At 71.9% G+C, this 17046-nt stretch carries 14 protein-coding genes; all 14 read left to right on the top strand.

The genetic code is table 11. The features are described 5' to 3' along the window. Nucleotides 1-8: 8 nt before the first annotated feature. The 14 genes from VF647_21285 to VF647_21220 all read left to right on the top strand — a co-directional run bounded on the left by VF647_21285 (nucleotide 9) and on the right by VF647_21220 (nucleotide 16721). Nucleotides 9-1112 (top strand): glycoside hydrolase family 43 protein, encoded by a 1104-nt coding sequence (locus VF647_21285; GenBank protein HEX8454627.1) that lies wholly within the window; start codon nucleotides 9-11, stop codon nucleotides 1110-1112. Between the two features lie 7 nt (nucleotides 1113-1119). Further along, on the top strand, nucleotides 1120-2178 hold the full coding sequence (locus VF647_21280) for a UDP-glucose--hexose-1-phosphate uridylyltransferase (protein ID HEX8454626.1): 1059 nt from the start codon (nucleotides 1120-1122) through the stop codon (nucleotides 2176-2178). Continuing rightward, on the top strand, nucleotides 2175-3161 hold the full coding sequence (galE, locus tag VF647_21275; GenBank protein ID HEX8454625.1) for a UDP-glucose 4-epimerase GalE: 987 nt from the start codon (nucleotides 2175-2177) through the stop codon (nucleotides 3159-3161). Before VF647_21280 ends, galE begins: the two co-directional genes overlap by 4 nt. 7 nt (nucleotides 3162-3168) lie before the next feature. Continuing rightward, nucleotides 3169-4341: a galactokinase gene (galK, locus tag VF647_21270; protein ID HEX8454624.1), complete on the top strand. Its 1173-nt coding sequence runs from the start codon at nucleotides 3169-3171 to the stop codon at nucleotides 4339-4341. A 154-nt stretch (nucleotides 4342-4495) separates the two neighbouring features. Next, nucleotides 4496-5683 carry a mandelate racemase/muconate lactonizing enzyme family protein gene (locus VF647_21265; GenBank protein HEX8454623.1) on the top strand — a complete coding sequence of 396 codons (1188 nt, stop codon included), beginning with the start codon at nucleotides 4496-4498 and terminating at the stop codon, nucleotides 5681-5683. Nucleotides 5684-6065: 382 nt separating this feature from the next. Beyond that, on the top strand, nucleotides 6066-6827 hold the full coding sequence (locus VF647_21260) for an SDR family oxidoreductase (GenBank protein HEX8454622.1): 762 nt from the start codon (nucleotides 6066-6068) through the stop codon (nucleotides 6825-6827). Between the two features lie 15 nt (nucleotides 6828-6842). After that, a complete protein-coding gene (aldA, locus tag VF647_21255; protein ID HEX8454621.1) occupies nucleotides 6843-8357 on the top strand; it encodes an aldehyde dehydrogenase in 1515 nt (504 codons plus the stop codon). Nucleotides 8358-8360: 3 nt separating this feature from the next. Beyond that, nucleotides 8361-9623, top strand: coding sequence for a nickel-dependent lactate racemase (gene larA, locus VF647_21250; protein ID HEX8454620.1), 1263 nt, complete (start codon nucleotides 8361-8363; stop codon nucleotides 9621-9623). A gap of 117 nt (nucleotides 9624-9740) precedes the next feature. Then, a complete protein-coding gene (locus tag VF647_21245; GenBank protein HEX8454619.1) occupies nucleotides 9741-10607 on the top strand; it encodes a fumarylacetoacetate hydrolase family protein in 867 nt (288 codons plus the stop codon). A gap of 2 nt (nucleotides 10608-10609) precedes the next feature. Then, the gene (locus VF647_21240; GenBank protein ID HEX8454618.1) at nucleotides 10610-12877 is read left to right on the top strand and encodes a GMC family oxidoreductase; all 2268 of its coding nucleotides are present in this window, start codon (nucleotides 10610-10612) and stop codon (nucleotides 12875-12877) included. A 1-nt stretch (nucleotide 12878) separates the two neighbouring features. Beyond that, nucleotides 12879-13613, top strand: a complete 735-nt coding sequence (locus VF647_21235; GenBank protein HEX8454617.1) for a hypothetical protein — start codon at nucleotides 12879-12881, stop codon at nucleotides 13611-13613. A gap of 284 nt (nucleotides 13614-13897) precedes the next feature. Continuing rightward, complete coding sequence (locus VF647_21230; GenBank protein HEX8454616.1) at nucleotides 13898-14086, top strand: hypothetical protein; 189 nt, start codon at nucleotides 13898-13900, stop codon at nucleotides 14084-14086. A 47-nt stretch (nucleotides 14087-14133) separates the two neighbouring features. Then, nucleotides 14134-15363 (top strand): ATP-binding protein, encoded by a 1230-nt coding sequence (locus VF647_21225; GenBank protein ID HEX8454615.1) that lies wholly within the window; start codon nucleotides 14134-14136, stop codon nucleotides 15361-15363. Then, nucleotides 15360-16721 carry a sigma-54 dependent transcriptional regulator gene (locus tag VF647_21220; protein HEX8454614.1) on the top strand — a complete coding sequence of 454 codons (1362 nt, stop codon included), beginning with the start codon at nucleotides 15360-15362 and terminating at the stop codon, nucleotides 16719-16721. The genes VF647_21225 and VF647_21220 overlap by 4 nt, the downstream gene beginning before the upstream one ends. Nucleotides 16722-17046 lie beyond the last annotated feature (325 nt).

Raw genomic sequence — 17046 nt, 5'->3', positions numbered from 1 at the left:
GTCGGATCATGCTCGCCCGCAATGGGACCGCCCTGCTCGCCTTCGCCCTGCTCGGCGCGTGCACGCCGCCGCCCGCGGCCACTCCGGCGCCATCGGCCGCCGCGTGCACGTTCGCCAACCCCGTGGCGCGGGGGGCGGACCCGTGGGTGGAGCTGAGCGACGGCTGGTACTACATGGCGCAGTCCAAGAACCCCGAGGGGCAAAATAGCAGCGTGTGGGTCTTCCGGTCGAGGAAGCTCATCGATCCCATGCGCGACAGCGTGCGCGTGTGGACGTCGCCGGACAGCGGCTGGAACCAGACGCACGTGTGGGCCCCCGAGATCCGCCGCGTGGACGGCCGCTGGTACATCTACTACGCCGCAGGCCGCCCCGGCCCCGCCGACGCGCCGTTCATCTACCAGCGCGCGGGGGTACTGCGCGCCACGGGCGATAATCCGCAGGGCGCGTGGGAGGACCTCGGCCAGCTCGACACCGGCGGCGAGCTCTCCACGCGAGCGGACGACGTGTGGGCGATCGACTTCACGGTGCACCGGCTGAACGGGCAGCTCTACGGCTTCTGGTCCGGGTGGGAGAACAACACGCCGCTGGCCCGCACGCCGCAGTACATCTACGTGGCGCGCATGTCCGACCCGCACACCATCAGCGGGCCGCGCGCGCAGATCTCCGCCCCCACCGAGAGCTGGGAGCGGCGCGTGGACCCGAAAGATGGGCTGGACCTGAACGAGGGGCCGCAGATCCTGGAGCGCAACGGGCAGGTCTTCATCATCTACTCCACGCGTGAGTCGTGGACGCCGGCGTACCGCCTGGGCCAGCTTCGCCTCAACAGCCCCACGGCGGATCCCATGCAGCGCTCGAGCTGGACCAAGAGCGGCCCCGTGTTCGCCGCGGCCAACGGGGTGCACGGGCCGGGTCACAACGGCTTCACGAAGTCGCCGGACGGCACGGAGGACTGGATCATCTACCACGCCAAGGTCGACACGCTCCCCAACTGGAACCGCGTGATCCGCGCACAGCGCTTCACCTGGCGGGCGGACGGGTCGCCGGAGTTCGGGGAGCCGGTCGCGTCCGGGGTGCGGATGCGTGTGCCGTCGGGCGAGCCGTGTGACCGCTGACGAGAAGATGGAGCTTTCACACGATCTGCCCGGCGCGCTCCGCGAGCAGCCGCACCGGCGCTTCAACCCGCTGACCGGGGAGTGGGTGCTGGTGTCGCCGCACCGCGCGCTGCGGCCGTGGCAGGGGCAGGTGGAGGATCTCGCGCCCGTCCACCGCCCGGCGCACGACCCCGCGTGCTACCTGTGCCCCGGCAACGAGCGCGCGGGCGGCCACCGCAACCCGGAGTACACGGGCGTCTTCGTCTTCGACAACGACTTCGCCGCGCTGCGCCCCGGCGCGGAGCCGGCGGAGATGGACGTGGCCGGCCTGCTGGTGGCGCGCGCCGAGCCGGGGGTGTGCCGCGTGATCTGCTTCTCGCCGCGACACGACCTTTCGCTCCCGGATCTGGAGCTCGCGGCCATGCGCGGCGTGGTGGACGTGTGGGCGGAGGAGTACGCGCGCCTCGGCAGCCGCCCGGAGATCGGCCACGTGCAGATCTTTGAGAACAAGGGCGAGATGATGGGCTGCAGCAACCCGCATCCCCACGGCCAGATCTGGGCGCAGGAGTCGGTGCCGCAGGCTCCTGCCCGCGAGACGCAGCGGATGGGCGAGCACTGGGAGCGCCATAGCCGCACCCTGCTGGCCGACTACCTGCGCCTGGAGGAGGCGAGCGGCGAGCGGGTGGTGCTCGCCAACGATGTCTTCGTCGCCCTAGTCCCCTTCTGGGCGGTGTGGCCGTTCGAGACGCTGGTCGTCGCCCGCCGCCCCGTGCCCTCGCTGCCGGAGCTGGACGATGCGGAGCGCGACGGGCTGGCGGACATCCTGGGGCGGCTCACGCGGCGCTACGACAACCTGTTCGGCGTCTCCTTTCCGTATTCGGCCGGGGTGCACCAGGCGCCCACCGACGGCCGCCCGCACCCGGAGTGGCACCTCCACATGCACTTCTACCCGCCTCTTCTGCGCTCGGCCACCGTCAAGAAGTTCATGGTGGGCTACGAGATGCTGGGCGAGCCGCAGCGCGACGTCACCCCGGAGAGCAGCGCCGAGCGCCTGCGCGCCCTCCCCGAGACGCGGGGCGCGCGATGAGGGTGCTGGTGACGGGCGGCGCCGGCTACATCGGCAGCGCCGCGGTGGTGGAGCTGCTCGAGGCGGGGCACGAGGTGACCGTCTTCGACGACCTGTCGCAGGGGCACCGCGAGGCGCTCCACCCCGCCGCCGCCTTCGTGAACGGCACCCTGGCGGACCGCGCCGCGATCGACCGTGCGCTGGCGGAGCACCGGCCGGAGGGGATCCTCCACTTCGCGTCGCACACGCTGGTGGGCGAGTCGATGGAGAAGCCCTTCCTGTACCTGGGCGACAACGTGCGCTGCGGGCTGAACCTGATGGAGAGCGCCGCCGCGCACGGAGTGCGGCGCTTCATCCTCTCCTCCACCGCCAACCTGTTCGGCATCCCGGACCGCATCCCCATCGACGAGACGGCGCCCATCACCCCCGGCAGCCCGTACGGCGAGGGGAAGTACATCCTGGAGAGGATGCTGCACTGGATGGACGACCGCTTCGGGATGCGCTACGCCGCGCTGCGCTACTTCAACGCCGCAGGCGCCGTGTCGCCCGACCTGGGGGAGGACCACCATCCGGAGACGCACCTGATCCCCCTGGTTCTGCAGGTGGCGCTGGGGCAGCGCGAGCGGGTGATGGTCTTCGGCGACGACTACAACACGCCGGACGGCACCTGCGTGCGCGACTACGTGCACGTGAGCGACCTGGCGCAGGCGCACGTGCTGGCGCTGCACGCGCTGGACGACGGAAGCCGCACCTACAACCTGGGGAACGGCCGCGGATTCAGCGTGCGCGAGGTGATCGAGACCGCGCGCGCCGTCACCGGCCACCCCATACCCGCCGGCGTGAGCCCGCGCCGCCCCGGCGACCCCGCGGTGCTGGTGGCCGCGAGCGACCGCATCCGCGCGGAGCTGGGGTGGGCGCCGCGCCACCCGGAGCTGCGCGGCATCATCGAGAGCGCGTGGGCCTGGCACCGGTCGCACCCGCACGGCTACGCCCCCGCCCCCTGACCCGCACATGACGAGCAACGACTCCCTCCAGGCCACCGTGGTGCGCGCGTTCGAGGAGCGCTTCGGCGAGCCGCCCGCCGCGGTGGTGCGCGCGCCCGGACGGGTGAACCTGATCGGCGAGCACACGGACTACAACGAGGGCTTCGTCCTTCCCATGGCCATCGACCGCGCCGTGTGGATCGCCCTCCGCCCCCGCAGCGACCGCGTCGTCTCCGTCCACTCGCTGGACTTCGGCGAAGAGCGGTCGTTCGACATCGGCCACCTGGCCAGCAGCGGGAACGGGTGGATCGAGTACCTGCAGGCGATGGCGTGGGCGCTCCAGAAAAAGGACCGCGGCCTCGTGGGCTGGGAGGGCGTCACCGCCGGCGACGTGCCCATCGGCGCCGGCCTCTCGTCCAGCGCGGCGCTGGAGCTGGCTACCGCGCGCGCCTTCGCGGCGATGGCGGGCTTCGCCTGGAACCCGCGCGAGATGGCGCAGCTCGCCCAGCGCGCGGAGAACGAGTGGGTGGGCGTCTACTGCGGGATCATGGACCAGATGATCTCCGCCTCCGGCCGCGCGGGGCACGCGCTGCTGATCGACTGCCGCTCGCTCGATACGCGCGCCGTCCCCCTGCCGCCGGGGACCTCGGTGGTGATTCTGGACACCGCCACCCGGCGCGGTCTGGTGGACTCGGCGTACAACGAGCGGCGGCGGCACTGCGAGCAGGCGGCCGGCGTGCTGCACGTCCGTGCCCTCCGCGACGTGACGCCGGAAGCCTTCGAGGCCCGCGCCGGCGAGATCGAGCCGGTGATGCGCCGCCGCGCCCGCCACGTGGTCACCGAGATCGCGCGCACCGTGGAGGCCGCGGGCGCGCTGGAGCGCGGCGACGCCACCACCGTGGGCCGCCTGATGGACGCCAGCCACGCCTCGCTCCGCGACGACTTCGAGGTCTCGCGCGCGGAGCTGGACACCATCGTGGAGCTGGCCCAGGCGCACCCCGGCTGCTACGGCGCGCGCATGACCGGCGCCGGCTTCGGCGGCTGCGCCGTGGCCCTGGTTCGCGCCGAATCCGCCCCCGATTTCGCGCAGACCGTGGCCGACGAGTACCGCGCCCGCGCCGGCCTGGAGCCGCGCGTCTACGTCTGCTCCGCGTCGGACGGGGCGAGCGTGGAGGCCCTCACCCCGACCCTCTCCCGATAACAGCAGAGGCTGGCGCCTCTGTTATCGAGAGAGGGGGGAGGCGCTCGCCGCGATCTATGTTGGTCGCGGAAAAATCCCTGGTAGGGGCAGCCCGGCGTGGCTGCCCGTGCCCGCCCCGTCACCGTCGCCTGCCTAACGCACCCGGAGCACGCCGTTGATCATCACCGACGTCACCACCCTGAAGCTGCACTACACGATGGACGTGGCGATGGCGGACGCCATCCACTACATGCCTTCGCGCCCCACGCTGCTGGTGCAGGTGCACACGGATGCGGGGATCGTGGGGCTGGGCGAGGCGGCGGCGTACGGCGGGTTCCTGGAGAGCACCGAGTCGCTCATCCTCGGCGAGCTGAAGCGCACCGTCGTGGGCCAGGACCCGTTCCGCATCGAGCGGCTCTGGCAGATGATGGCGTCGCGCGCCCACCAGCGCGGCCGCCGCGGGATGCTGATGCAGGCCATCTCCGGCGTGGACATCGCGCTCTGGGACATCGTGGGGCAGGCCACGGGCACCCCGCTCTACCGGCTGCTGGGCGGCTACCGCGACCACCTTCCCGTGTACGCCTCCGCCGGCTTCTACGCGGCGGGCAAGGATGCGGCGGCGCTGGCGGAGGAGGTGGGCGGATACGCGGAGCGGGGCTTCGGCTGCATCAAGATCAAGGTGGGCCGCCAGCCGGACGCCCTCCTCAACCCCCTCCCTGACATGATGGCGCCGGACTACGCCACCGTCACCTTCGAGGAAGACGTGGAGCGCGTCCGCGCCGCCCGCGCCGCCATTGGTCCGAAGGTGAAGCTGGCGATCGACGCCAACAATGCGTGGACTCCGTCGCTCGCGCTGCGCTTCATGGAGGCGGTCAGGGACCAGGACATCTATTGGCTGGAGGAGCCGGTGGGGACGGAGGACATCGAGGGCTCCGCGCTGGTGGCGCACCGGGTGACCACGCCGGTCGCCGGCTACGAGACGGAGTCGTCGCTCCCCGGCTTCCGCGAGCTGATCTCGCGCCGCGCGGTGGACATCGTGCAGCCGGACGTGATCTGGTCCGGCGGCATCACCGAGACGCGCAAGATCGCCGCCTTGGCGCACGCCTACGGCCTCCCGGTGATCCCGCACAACTTCTCGTCCGCGGTGGCGGCGATCGCCAACATGCACTTCATCGCCTCCATCCCCAACGGAAGCTGGCTGGAGCTGGACCAAAACCCCAACCCTCTCCGCACCGAGCTCTTCCAGGAGCCCCTCACCGTCCGCCCGGACGGCACCATGGCCCTTCCGGAACGCCCGGGGTTGGGCGTGGCGCTGAACCCGGAGACGGTGGAGCGGTACCGGGTCGAGCGGCACGGTCCGTAGAGGCAGGGTACGGCGTCGCGGCGGGCACGGGCAGCCACGTGGGGCTGCCCCTACGGGTGTGGATGCCCAAATCGCCAGTGTCGAGGTCGGGCGAGGGTGGGCAGACACGCAGGTCTGCGCCAAGGGGTGTGGGTGCCGAATGGCGAGAGTCGCGGCCGGGGCGAGGGCGGGCAGACACGCAGGTCTGCCCCTACCGGGCGGCGGTGTGCGTGGGGCAGTGCGGCGGAGCGGCGGCGGGCACGGGCGCGATAAATCGCGCCCCTACCGGATCTGTGCGACGCGCGCGGAGTTCTCCCCCTCACCCGCCCTGCGCCCCCGCAGGCGGGGGAGGGGGCCGGGGGGAGGGGGCCCTCCGCCCCACCACACCCAACACAAAGGCGGCGTGCGGCTACACGACAAGACGGCGGTGATCACGGGCGCCGGTTCGGGGATCGGGAGGGCGATGGCGCTCCTCTTCGCGCGCGAAGGAGCCCGCGTGCTGGCCGCGGACCTCGACGGCGCGGCGGCGGAGGCGACCGCGGCGATGGTGCACGCGGAGGGCGGGCTCTGCCTGCCGCACACGGTGGACGCCAGCGAGCCGGAGCAGGTGCGCCGTATGATCGAGACGGCGATCTCCGAGATGGGACGCATCGACGTGCTGTGCAACAACGCCGGGATCGGCTCCACCACCGATGTGGTGGAGTGCGAGCCGGAGGACTGGGACCGCGTGATGGCGGTCAACGTCCGCAGCGTCTTCCTGGGGTGCAAGTACGCGCTGCCGCACATGGTGAAGCGGGGGCGCGGCGCCATCGTCAACACCGCCTCCGTGGCGGGGATGGTGGGGGTGCCGAAGCGCGCCTCGTACTGCGCCAGCAAAGGCGCCGTCATCGCGCTCACCCGGCAGGTGGCGATGGACTTCGTGAAGCAGGGGATCCGCGTCAACTGCGTCTGTCCAGGGACGGTGGACTCGCCCTGGGTGGAGCGCCTGCTGGCCGGCGTCGAGGACAAGGCCGAAGCGCGCGCCGCCCTCGAAGCCCGCCAGCCGATGGGCCGCCTGGGCACGCCCGAGGAGGTCGCCGCCGCCGCGCTCTACCTGGCCTCCGACGACGCGGCGTTCGTGACCGGCACCTCCATCGTACTCGACGGCGGCTGGACCGCCGCCTGATCACAAGGAAAGCAGATGGACGCACGTCTCGAAAGCCACGCGATGCTCATCGGCGGGGAGTGGCGCGGCGCCGCGGGGGGCGCGGTGCGGCCGGTGCTCAACCCGGCCACCGGCGAAGCGTTCGCGGAGGTGCCGGAGGGGACGCGCGACGACGCACGCGCCGCGCTGGAAGCCGCCCGCGCCGCGCAGCCCGCCTGGGAAGCGCTCAGCGGCGTGCAGCGCGGCGCGTACCTCGCCCGCATTGCGCGCGCGATCGAGGCGGACTCCGAGCGGCTGGCGCGCGTGGTGGTGCGCGAGCAGGGGAAGCCGCTGGTGGAGGCGCGCGGCGAGATTGGCGGCGCGGCGGGCTTCTTCGACTACTTCACCAGCTTTGCGCGCGCCCCCGCCGGCGAGATCCTCCCCTCCGACGCGCCGGACGAGGACATCTGGATCCGCAGCGTTCCCTACGGCGTGGTGGTGGCCATCATCCCGTGGAACTACCCGGCGGCGCTCTTTGCCCGCAAGGTGGCGCCGGCGCTGATGGCCGGGAACACCATCGTGGTGAAGCCGCACGAAGACACCCCGCTCAGCGCCCTGGAGCTGGCCCGCGTCTGCGAGGCGGCGGGGCTGCCGCCGGGCGTCGTCAACGTGGTGACGGGCGCCGGGCGCGAGGTGGGCGACGCGCTGGTCCGCGACCGCAACACCAACCTGGTGACGGTTACCGGCTCCGTGCGGGCCGGCCGCGAGATCCTGGCCGCCGCCGCCGAGAACATCACCGTCGTTTCGCTGGAGCTGGGCGGCAAGGCGCCCTTCATCGTGATGGAGGATGCCGACGTGGAGCTCGCGGTGCGCCACGCCATCCACGCGCGCTTCGTGAACTGCGGCCAGGTGTGCACCTGCAACGAGCGCACGTACGTCCACCGCCGCGTCTTCGACCACTTCCTGGAGCGCTACGTGACGCTGGCCGGCGGGCTGCGCATGGGCGACCCGATGCGCACCGACGTCGACCTGGGCCCCAAGGTCAACGAAGCTGAAGTGGTCAAAGTGGACGCAATGGTGGCACGCGCACTCCAGCAGGGCGCGGAGGTGGTGCTGGGCGGCCGGCGTCCCGAGGGCGGCGAGTTCGGGCGCGGCTTCTGGTACCAGCCGACGGTGCTCACCGGGGTGCGCAACGACATGGAGATCATGCAGCAGGAGGTCTTCGGCCCGGTGTCGCCGGTGATGGCGTTCGACGACTTCGACGAGGCGATCGCGCTCGCCAACGACACGCCGTACGGCCTGAGCGCCTACCTCTTCACGAGCGACCTCAAGAAGATGATGCGCGCCGTGAATGCGCTGCGCTGCGGCGAGGTGTACATCAACAAGATCGGGCCCGAGCAGTTCCAGGGCTTCCACGCGGGCTACGGCCTCAGCGGCATGGGCGGCGACGACGGCCACCACGGCTACGCCCACTACTTCCGCAAGAAGACCGTCTACGTGAGCTACGGCGACGGATCCACGGAGGGGATGATGCCGTACGGATCGGCCGCCGCCCCGCTGCCGCCGCAGTAGCGGATGCACGTCTCGCTCGCCTACGGCCGCGGCCGGCTGCAGGTAGCCGTCCCCGACGATGCGGTGGTGATCTCCCCGCGCGAGTTCCCGGGGCTGCCGGACGAGCACGCCGCGTTCCTGGAAGCCGTGCGCGCGCCGGTCGCCGCCGCGCCGCTCCGCGCGCTGGCGACGGAGCGCTCCACCGTCGCCATCTCCATCTCGGACATCACGCGCCCCACCCCCAGCGAGCGCCTGGTCCCCTGGATCATGGCGGAGCTGGCGCACGTGCCGCGCGAGAACTTCGTCATCCTGAACGGCACCGGCTCGCACCGCCCCAACACGCGCGACGAGCTGGTGACGATGCTCGGCGCGGAGATCGTGGACACCGTTCGCATCGTCAACCACGACGCCTTCGCGGAGTCGGGGCTCACCCGCGTGGGCGACACCCCGCTGGGTGGCGAGGTGTGGGTGAGCGACGAGTGGCTGCGCGCGGGCGTCCGGATCGTGACGGGCTTCGTGGAGCCGCACTTCTTCGCGGGATTCAGCGGCGGCGCCAAGGGGGTGATCCCGGCGCTGGCGGGGATCCGCACCATCAAGCACCTCCACAGCGCGCGCATGATCGGCGACCCGGGCTCCACCTGGGCGCGGCTGGAGGGGAACCCGGTGCAGGAGGAGATCCGCGCCGCCGTGGCGATGGCGCCGCCGCACTTCCTGGTCAACGTCGCCATCAATCCGCGCCGCGAGATCACGGGCGTGTGGGCGGGCCACTATCTGCGGGCGCACGAGGATGCGTGCCGCTTCGTCGCGCGCCACGCCACCCGCGCGGTGGACCACGCGTTCGACGTGGTCCTCTCCACGAACAGCGGCTACCCGCTCGACCAGAGCGTCTATCAGGCGGTGAAGGGGATGAGCGCCGCCGCGCGCATCGTGAAGCCCGGCGGCGCCATCGTCGTCGCCGCCGAGTGCAGCGACGGCCTCCCCAACCATGGCAGCTTCAAGGACCTCCTGCGCATGCGCGAGACCGCCGAAGATCTCCTGCGCATGATCGAGGAGCCCGGCTTCGAGATGCACGACCAGTGGCAGGCGCAGTGTCAGGCGCTCGTGCAGCGCCGCGCCGAAGTGCACCTCTTCTCCACCCTCCCCCCCGACACCGTCCGCTCCGCCATGCTCATCCCCAGCACCGACATCGAAGCGACCCTCGACGCACTGCTCCGCCGCTACGGCCCCACCGCCCGCGTCGCCGTCCTGCCAGAGGGCCCACAGACCGTAGCCCACGTAGCCGCATAGCGCGATACAACACCCCACCCGCCCCCTTTCCAACCTCCCCCTCCCCCAGGCAGTTTTGGGGGAGGGGGATGCGTCGCGGAGCGACGCTGGGGGTGGGGCCCACAACCGGAGCACGCGATGAAGCTGGTGACGTACGATGCACAGGGCCGCGCGCGTATCGGCGCGCTCGTCGAGGGCGGAGTGGTGGACCTGGGAACCGTCGCGGCGGACATGCTGTCGCTGATCGAGCGCGGCGAGGCGGGGCTGGACGAGGCCCGCGCCGCGGTGGAAGCGGCGAGCGAGGTCCTCCCGATGGAGCGCGTGCGCCTCCTCGCACCCATCCCGCGGCCGCGCAAGAACATCGTGTGCCTGGGGATGAACTACGCGGCGCACGCCTACGAGTCGGCGCGGGCGAAGGGGCTGCCGGAGAAGCTCCCCGAACACCCCGTCTTCTTCACCAAGTCACCCACCACGGTCATCGGCCCCGGTGCCGAGATCCCGCTCGACGCCGCGATCACCACGCAGCTCGACTGGGAGGTGGAGCTCGGGTTCGTACTGGGGCGCACGGGAAAGAACATCGCCCGCGAAGACGCGCTCGGCTACATCTTTGGCTACACCGTCATCAACGACGTCTCCGCGCGCGACCTCCAGAACCGGCACCAGCAGTTCTTCAAGGGGAAGAGCCTGGACGGCACCTGCCCCATGGGCCCGTGCATCGTCACCGCGGACGAGCTGCCGGACGCGGGCGACCTCGCGCTCTCGCTGCGGCTCAATGGAAAGACGATGCAGGACAGCCGCACGCGCGACCTGGTGTTCGACATCCCCACCATCATCGCCGTGCTCTCGCGCGGGCAGACGGTGGAGGCGGGCGACGTGGTCTCGACCGGCACGCCCAGCGGGGTGGGGATGGGGCTGGATCCGCAGACGTGGCTCAAGCCGGGCGACGTGCTGGAGGCGGAGATCGAGCGCATCGGCGTGCTGCGCAACACGGTCGCCGCCGCGTAGCCGTGCAGCCGTACCCCGGCCCGGCGGACCCCGCGCTCCTGGCGCTCAACCCGTACGAGGCGCGCACCGCGGCGGCGGTCTTCGAGCGGATGTTCCCGGCCGACGAGCACGGCCCGGGCGCCGCCGAGCTGGGCGTGCTGGCCTACGTGGACCGCGCGCTCGCCGGCGCCTACCGCGACCGGGTGGACGAGTACCGCACGGGGCTGGCGAGCTTCGACCGCGCCGCCTGCCGCCGCCACGACCGCCCGTTCGCCGACTGCGCGCCCGCCGAGCAGGACGCGCTCCTGGCCGAGCTGGAGGCGGGGACGCTGGACGGCTTCCGCGTGCCGCCGCCGCGCGACTTCTTCGCCATGCTGCGGCAGCACCTGCAGGAAGGGCTCTTCGCCGATCCCGCGTACGGCGGCAACCGGGGGAAGGCGGGGTGGCGCTTCCTGGGGCACCCGGGCGTCTGGTTCGAGAATACGGCCGAGGAGAACCTCGCCACCGAGCCCGCCACCAAGAACGGGATCATCCTCTCGCTGGCCGACGTGGGCTACTCGCTGGACGGCGGCCCGCGCGAGCCCGTGGAGATCCCCGGCTACGATCCGCAGCGCGGCGCCGAGCCCCCGGGCGCCGCGGACGTCGTGCTGGTAGGCGTGGGAGCGGCGGGGTCGATGGCGGCGTCCATCCTCTGCAAAGCAGGGCTGCGCGTGGTGGGGCTGGAGGCCGGTCCGTGGCGCACCAGCCGCGACTTCGTGCCGGACGAGCTGGGCTCCTCGTACTACTGCCGCGGCGGAATGGGCCCCAAGTTCCTGGCCGAGACGCCGCGCTGGCGCCGCAACGAGCACGAGCCCACCCGCCCCGCTACTTTCACGCTGGGGCGGATGATGAACGGGGTCGGCGGCTCCGTCATCCACTGGGGCGGCGCGCTCCGCCGCTGCCATCCGCATCACTTCCGTTTCCTCTCTCACCTGCGCGAGACGGGCGCGGACCGGCTTCTTCCCGAGGGCCACACGCTGGCCGACTGGCCGGTGTCGTACGACGAGCTGGAGCCGTACTACGCGGCGCTGGAGCACCACATCGGCGTGGCAGGCGACGCGCGCGCCAACCCGTTCGTGCCGCGCTCCGGCGGGTACCCGCTGCCGCCCGTGCGCCCCTTTCGCATGGGCGAGCTCTTTCGCCAGGGGGCAGAGTCGCTGGGGCTGCATCCGTACCCCACCCCCGTGGCCGTCAACAGCGAGCCGTACAACGGCAACCCGGCCATCACCTACTGCGCGTGGAGCGGCGGCTTCGGCCCCTTCAACGACGAGCGCTGGCATCCGGGGCAGACCTGGGTCCCCCGGGCGCTCGCGACCGGCAACTTCGACCTGCGCACCCACTGCCGCGTCCTCCGCGTCCTCACCGACGTCGACGGGCACGCGAGCGGCGTGGAGTACGTGGACGCCAACGGCACCGCGCGGATTCAGGAGGCGCGCACGGTCATCCTGTGCAGCTACACGTTCGAGAACGTGCGGCTGATGCTCCTTTCGGGGAGCGGCCAGCATCCGCACGGGGTGGGGAACGATGCGGGGCAGGTGGGGAAGCACGTGATGAGCAAGCTGTGGTCAGACGTCTCGGGCCACTTCCCCGGCGTCGTCTTCAACGCCCACACCGGCCCCGCCGCGCAGATGTGGAGCCTGGACGACTACATCTCCGCGGGCTTCGACTCGGCGGCGCACGGGTTCATCGGCGGCGCGGCGCCCAACGTGGAGAACCAGCGCCTCCCCATCCAGATCAGCCGCGAAGCGCTGCCGCCGGAGGTGCGCTCGTGGGGCCGCCCGTACCGCGACCACCTGCGCGAGTGGCAGCACGTGGCCGCCGTGCGCCTGCAGCCGGACACGCTCCCGTACCACGCCAACTACCTGGAGCTGGACCCGCTCCACCGCGACCGCAGCGGCCTGGGGCTCCCGCTGCTGCGCATCACCTACGACATGCAGCCCAACGAGCACCGCATGTCCGAGTTCATGGAAGGCGAGGCGGAGAAGATCCTGCGCGCCATGGGGGCCGCACGCACGTGGCGCGGCCCCCGCTTCGCCGGCGTGGTGAGCAGCCACGAGCTGGGCGGCTGCCGGATGGGGCACGACCCCGCCACCTCGGTCGTCGATCTGGATCTCGAGGTCCACGACACGCCGGGGCTGCACGTGTTCGGCACGGCCGTCTTCCCCTCCTGCCACGGCGTCAACCCCACGCTCACCATGTGGGCCGTCTGCGCCCGCGCCGCCGAGCGCCTCGCCGCCCGGCTAAGAGGTTAGCTTGTCCGCCATGCCCCGCATCGCGACGGGCCGCCATCCCGGCCCCCAGCTCAGCCCCGAGCAGATCATCGCCACCGTGAGCGCCCTGCGTACGCGCATCCACGAGCGCTTCCCCGGCAGCGGCCTGGAGCGTCTCTCGACCGACCTGCTGCGCATCGCCGAAGCGACGGGGGAGCAGCTCCGCTGGGTGGCGCGCCCGCACCTGCCGCTGCGTGTCGGTGGATGGGCGGCGATCGCGCTCCTGGCGGCCGCGCTCGTCTCGCTGGTGCTGCGCATGGACGCGCCCGCCGCGGGGCTCACCATCGTGGAGCTCCTCCAGACGACCGAGAGCGCCATCAACGACGTGATCCTGCTGGGCGCCGCCGTCTACTTCCTGGCGAGCGCCGAGGCGAGGGTCAAGCGCCGCCGTGCCCTGCGCTTCATCCGCGATCTGCGCGCCGTGGCCCACATCGTGGACATGCACCAGCTCACGAAGGATCCGGGCACCCTCGTCAACGTGGGCAGCGACACCCCCTCCTCCCCGCGCCGCACCCTCAGCCGCTACGAGCTCTCCCGGTACCTCGACTACTGCTCGGAGATGCTGGCCCTCAACAGCAAGCTCGCCGCCCTCTACGCCCAGAACTTCGACGACCCCGTCGTCCTCGCCGCCGTCGACGAGGTCGAGACGCTCACCACCGGCCTCTCCGCAAAGGTGTGGCAGAAGATGGTCATCCTGAACACGCCGACCGGCGAATAGCGTCGCGGCATACCCGTGGGCGCGACGGAGGGCAGACACGCAGGTCTGCCCCTACCGGGCGTTGTTGCGCGCAATGGGCGACGGAGCGGCGCCCGGTGATGGGACCCGTGCGAAACGCGCGGAGATGCCCGCGTACCGCCCCTCCCCCGCAGTTTGGGGAGGGGCCGCGAGGAACGAGCGGGGGAGGGGGCCCCCGCCGCCTTCCCCCACCCCCGCGGGGGTGTTACCATCAGAACGCAGGCCCGCGGTCGAGAGAGCAAGCACTCACGCTGGGAGGGGAAGCCATGAGGAAGCCGGTGAGCAAGCACGCGCTGCGCAGGTCGCTCGAGCAGGTCATGGGCGAGGGGATGATCCGCATCGACGAGCCGATCGGGACGGTGGTGGACCGTCTCTGGCACTTCGTGGAAAAGGAAGCGTTCGAGGGCGACGCGCGTAAGAAGGCCGTCCGCCCGCCCGAGCCGGTGGACGTCTGAGCACCCCCGCCGGCCGGCGCGCCCGCGACGAGCCCGGAGAGGGCACCGTGCAGAGCCCCGGCGAAAAGCGCCGGGGCTCTCTGCGTGGCGAGATCCTCTTCAGCCTCGCCTTCCTCTGCGGCGCCGCGCTCCTCCTGGCCGTCTGGACGCTGACCGTGGTCCGCGTGGCCGCGCCCAACTCCAGCCTCCTGGTTTGGATCCTCCTGGCGGTGGACGTGCTCGCCTTCGTCTTCCTGGGAAGCCACCTCATCCAGCGCCACGTGATGCGCCCCATCTCGCAGGCCGTCGGCGCCGCCGAGGCCATCGCGGGGGGCGACTACGAGCGCCGCGTACCCGTCGGCGACACGCGGGAGATGGCGGCGCTCGCCGGCGCCATCAACCGCATGACCGACCAGCTCCTGGAGAACCAGGAGCGCCTCTCGCACAACGTCCACTCCCTCGACGAGACCAACCGCATCCTCCTGGCCACGCAGCGCGACCTGGTGCAGGCGGAAAAGCTGGCCTCCATCGGACGCCTCTCGGCCGGCGTGGCGCACGAGATCGGCAACCCGCTCGGCGCGGTGCTCGGCTACACCTCGCTCCTGCGCAAGCGCGGCGCGGAGGCCGAGCTGGTGGACGGGCTGGATCGCGAGGCTCGGCGCATCGACCGCATCGTGCGCGCCCTGCTGGACTACTCCCGCCCCGCCCCCGCGCACCGCGAGCCGGTGGAGGTCAACGAGTCGCTGCGCCGCGTGCTCGGTCTCCTCCAGGCGCAGGAGCGGCTGGGCGAGGTGGAAGTGGAGATGAAGCTCGATCCCGGCGACACGGCGATCGTGGCCGATCCGCACCTCCTCGACCAGATCTTCCTCAACCTGATGGACAACGCCTGCAACGCGATGAACGGGCGCGGCAAGCTGGTGGTGAGGACGATCCTGGAGGAGTACCGCATCGACCGCCCGATCCCCTCGCGCCGCGCGGACGACCCGCCGGGGATCACGTACGCGCACCTGCGCCGCCCGCGCTTCGCCTCCGTGCGCGACGCCACGCGCATCGAGCCCGGCACGCCCATCGTGCGCACGGTGATCTCGGATACGGGGGTGGGGATCCTGGCCGAGAACATCGAGCACATCTTCGACCCGTTCTTCACCACCCGCGCGCCGGGGGAGGGAACGGGGCTCGGGCTTGCCATCGTCGCCAGCACCGTGGCAGAATTCGGAGGGCGCATCGAAGCCTCCTCCGCGGAGGGGGGCGGCGCCGTCTTCTCCGTCTGCTTCCCCACCGTCCAGGCCGAATCGTGAGCAACCGCAGGGTTCTGGTGATCGACGACGAGGCGGGGCTGCGCCACACCCTCCTCCTGATCCTGCGCGACGAGGGGTACCAGGTGCAGGTGGCCGAGGACGGCGAGGCCGGCCTGCGCGCCGCCGCCGCCGAGGACCCCGAGCTCATCCTGTGCGACGTGAGGATGCCGCGGCTGGGCGGCGTCGAGTTCCTGGAGCGCTACAAGGCGGCGGGCGGCGGCGGGCTCGTCATCATGATGAGCGCCTACGGCAGCATCGACGCCGCCGTCGAGGCGATGCGGCGCGGCGCCTACGACTACATCTCCAAGCCCTTCAACGCGGACGAGGTGATCCTCACCCTCCGCAAGGCCGAGGAGCGCGAGCAGCTTCGCCGCGAGGTCGCCCGCCTGCGCAAGGAAGTCGGCCAGCTCACCGGCACCGAGGGCGTCGTCGGCAGCTCCGCGGGGATGCGCGAGGTGCTGGAGCTGGCCGGCCGCGTCGCCCCCTTCCCCTCCACCGTCCTGATCACGGGCGAGAGCGGGAGCGGCAAGGAGGCCATCGCCCGCACCATCCATCGCTCCTCGCCGCGCAGCGCGCGCGCCTTCGTGGCCGTCAACTGCGGCGCCATTCCCGAGAACCTGCTGGAATCGGAGCTCTTCGGCCACGAAAAGGGCGCCTTCACCGGCGCCGACCGCGCGCGCGAGGGGGTCTTCGAGGAAGCGGACGGAGGCACCCTCTTCCTGGACGAGATCGGCGAGCTCCCCCTGGCCCTGCAGGTGAAGCTCCTGCGCGCAGTGCAGGAGCGCACCATCCGCCGCGTGGGCGGCAGCGGTGAGCGCGCGGTGGACGTGCGCGTGCTGGCCGCCACGGCGCGCGACCTGATCGAGGAGGTGAAGAGCGGCCGTTTTCGCGACGACCTCTTCTACCGGATCAACGTGGTGCAGATCCACGTGCCGCCGCTGCGCACGCGCCCGGAAGACATCCCGCTCCTGGCCGCGCACTTCCTGCGCATGCACGCGCGCCGCCTGCACATCGACTCCCCCGAGCTCCCGGCGAGCGTCCTCCCCATCCTGGCCGCCTACCCCTGGCCCGGCAACGTCCGCGAGCTGGAGAACGTCCTGGAGCGCGCCCTGGTCCTCTCCGGCGGCCGCATCACCGAGGAGCACCTCCCCTCGCACGTGCGCAGCGGCAAGGAGCTCTTCGAGGTCCGAGACGACGAGAGCGACCTCTCCGTGAAGCGCCGCCTCCCGGCCCTGGAGCGCACCCTCATCGCCCGCGCCCTGGAGCGCTGCGGCGGCAACCGCACCCGCGCCGCCGAGATCCTGGAGCTGTCGGTGCGCGCGCTGTCGTACAAGATCCAGGATTACGGGCTGGATTGAACTGCGGGGAATGGGGAATCGGGAATGGGGAATGGTTGGGCCTTGCGCGTGAGGCGGGCGGTGGCGCCGGGGCGGGCACGGGCAGCCACGTGGGGCAGCCCCTACGGGTTTGGGTGCCGGTGGACGGGGGTCGGAGCCGCGCCGGCCACGGGCGCGATAAATCGCGCCCCTACCGGATCTGTGGGGCGCACACGGTTTTCTCCCCCTCCCCCGCCCTGCGCCCCCGCAGGCGGGGGAGGGGGTCGGGGGGAGGGGGCCCCTCACCGCCTGAACTCCACCCCCTCATTCCACTGCGGCAGCTCCGGCATCGAGGCGCACTCGGCGG

Origin of the sequence: Longimicrobium sp., assembly GCA_036387335.1 — a bacterium.
Taxonomy (GTDB): domain Bacteria; phylum Gemmatimonadota; class Gemmatimonadetes; order Longimicrobiales; family Longimicrobiaceae; genus Longimicrobium.
Note: the sequence above shows the minus strand (reverse complement) of the source record. Positions and strands in the feature narration are given on the sequence as shown.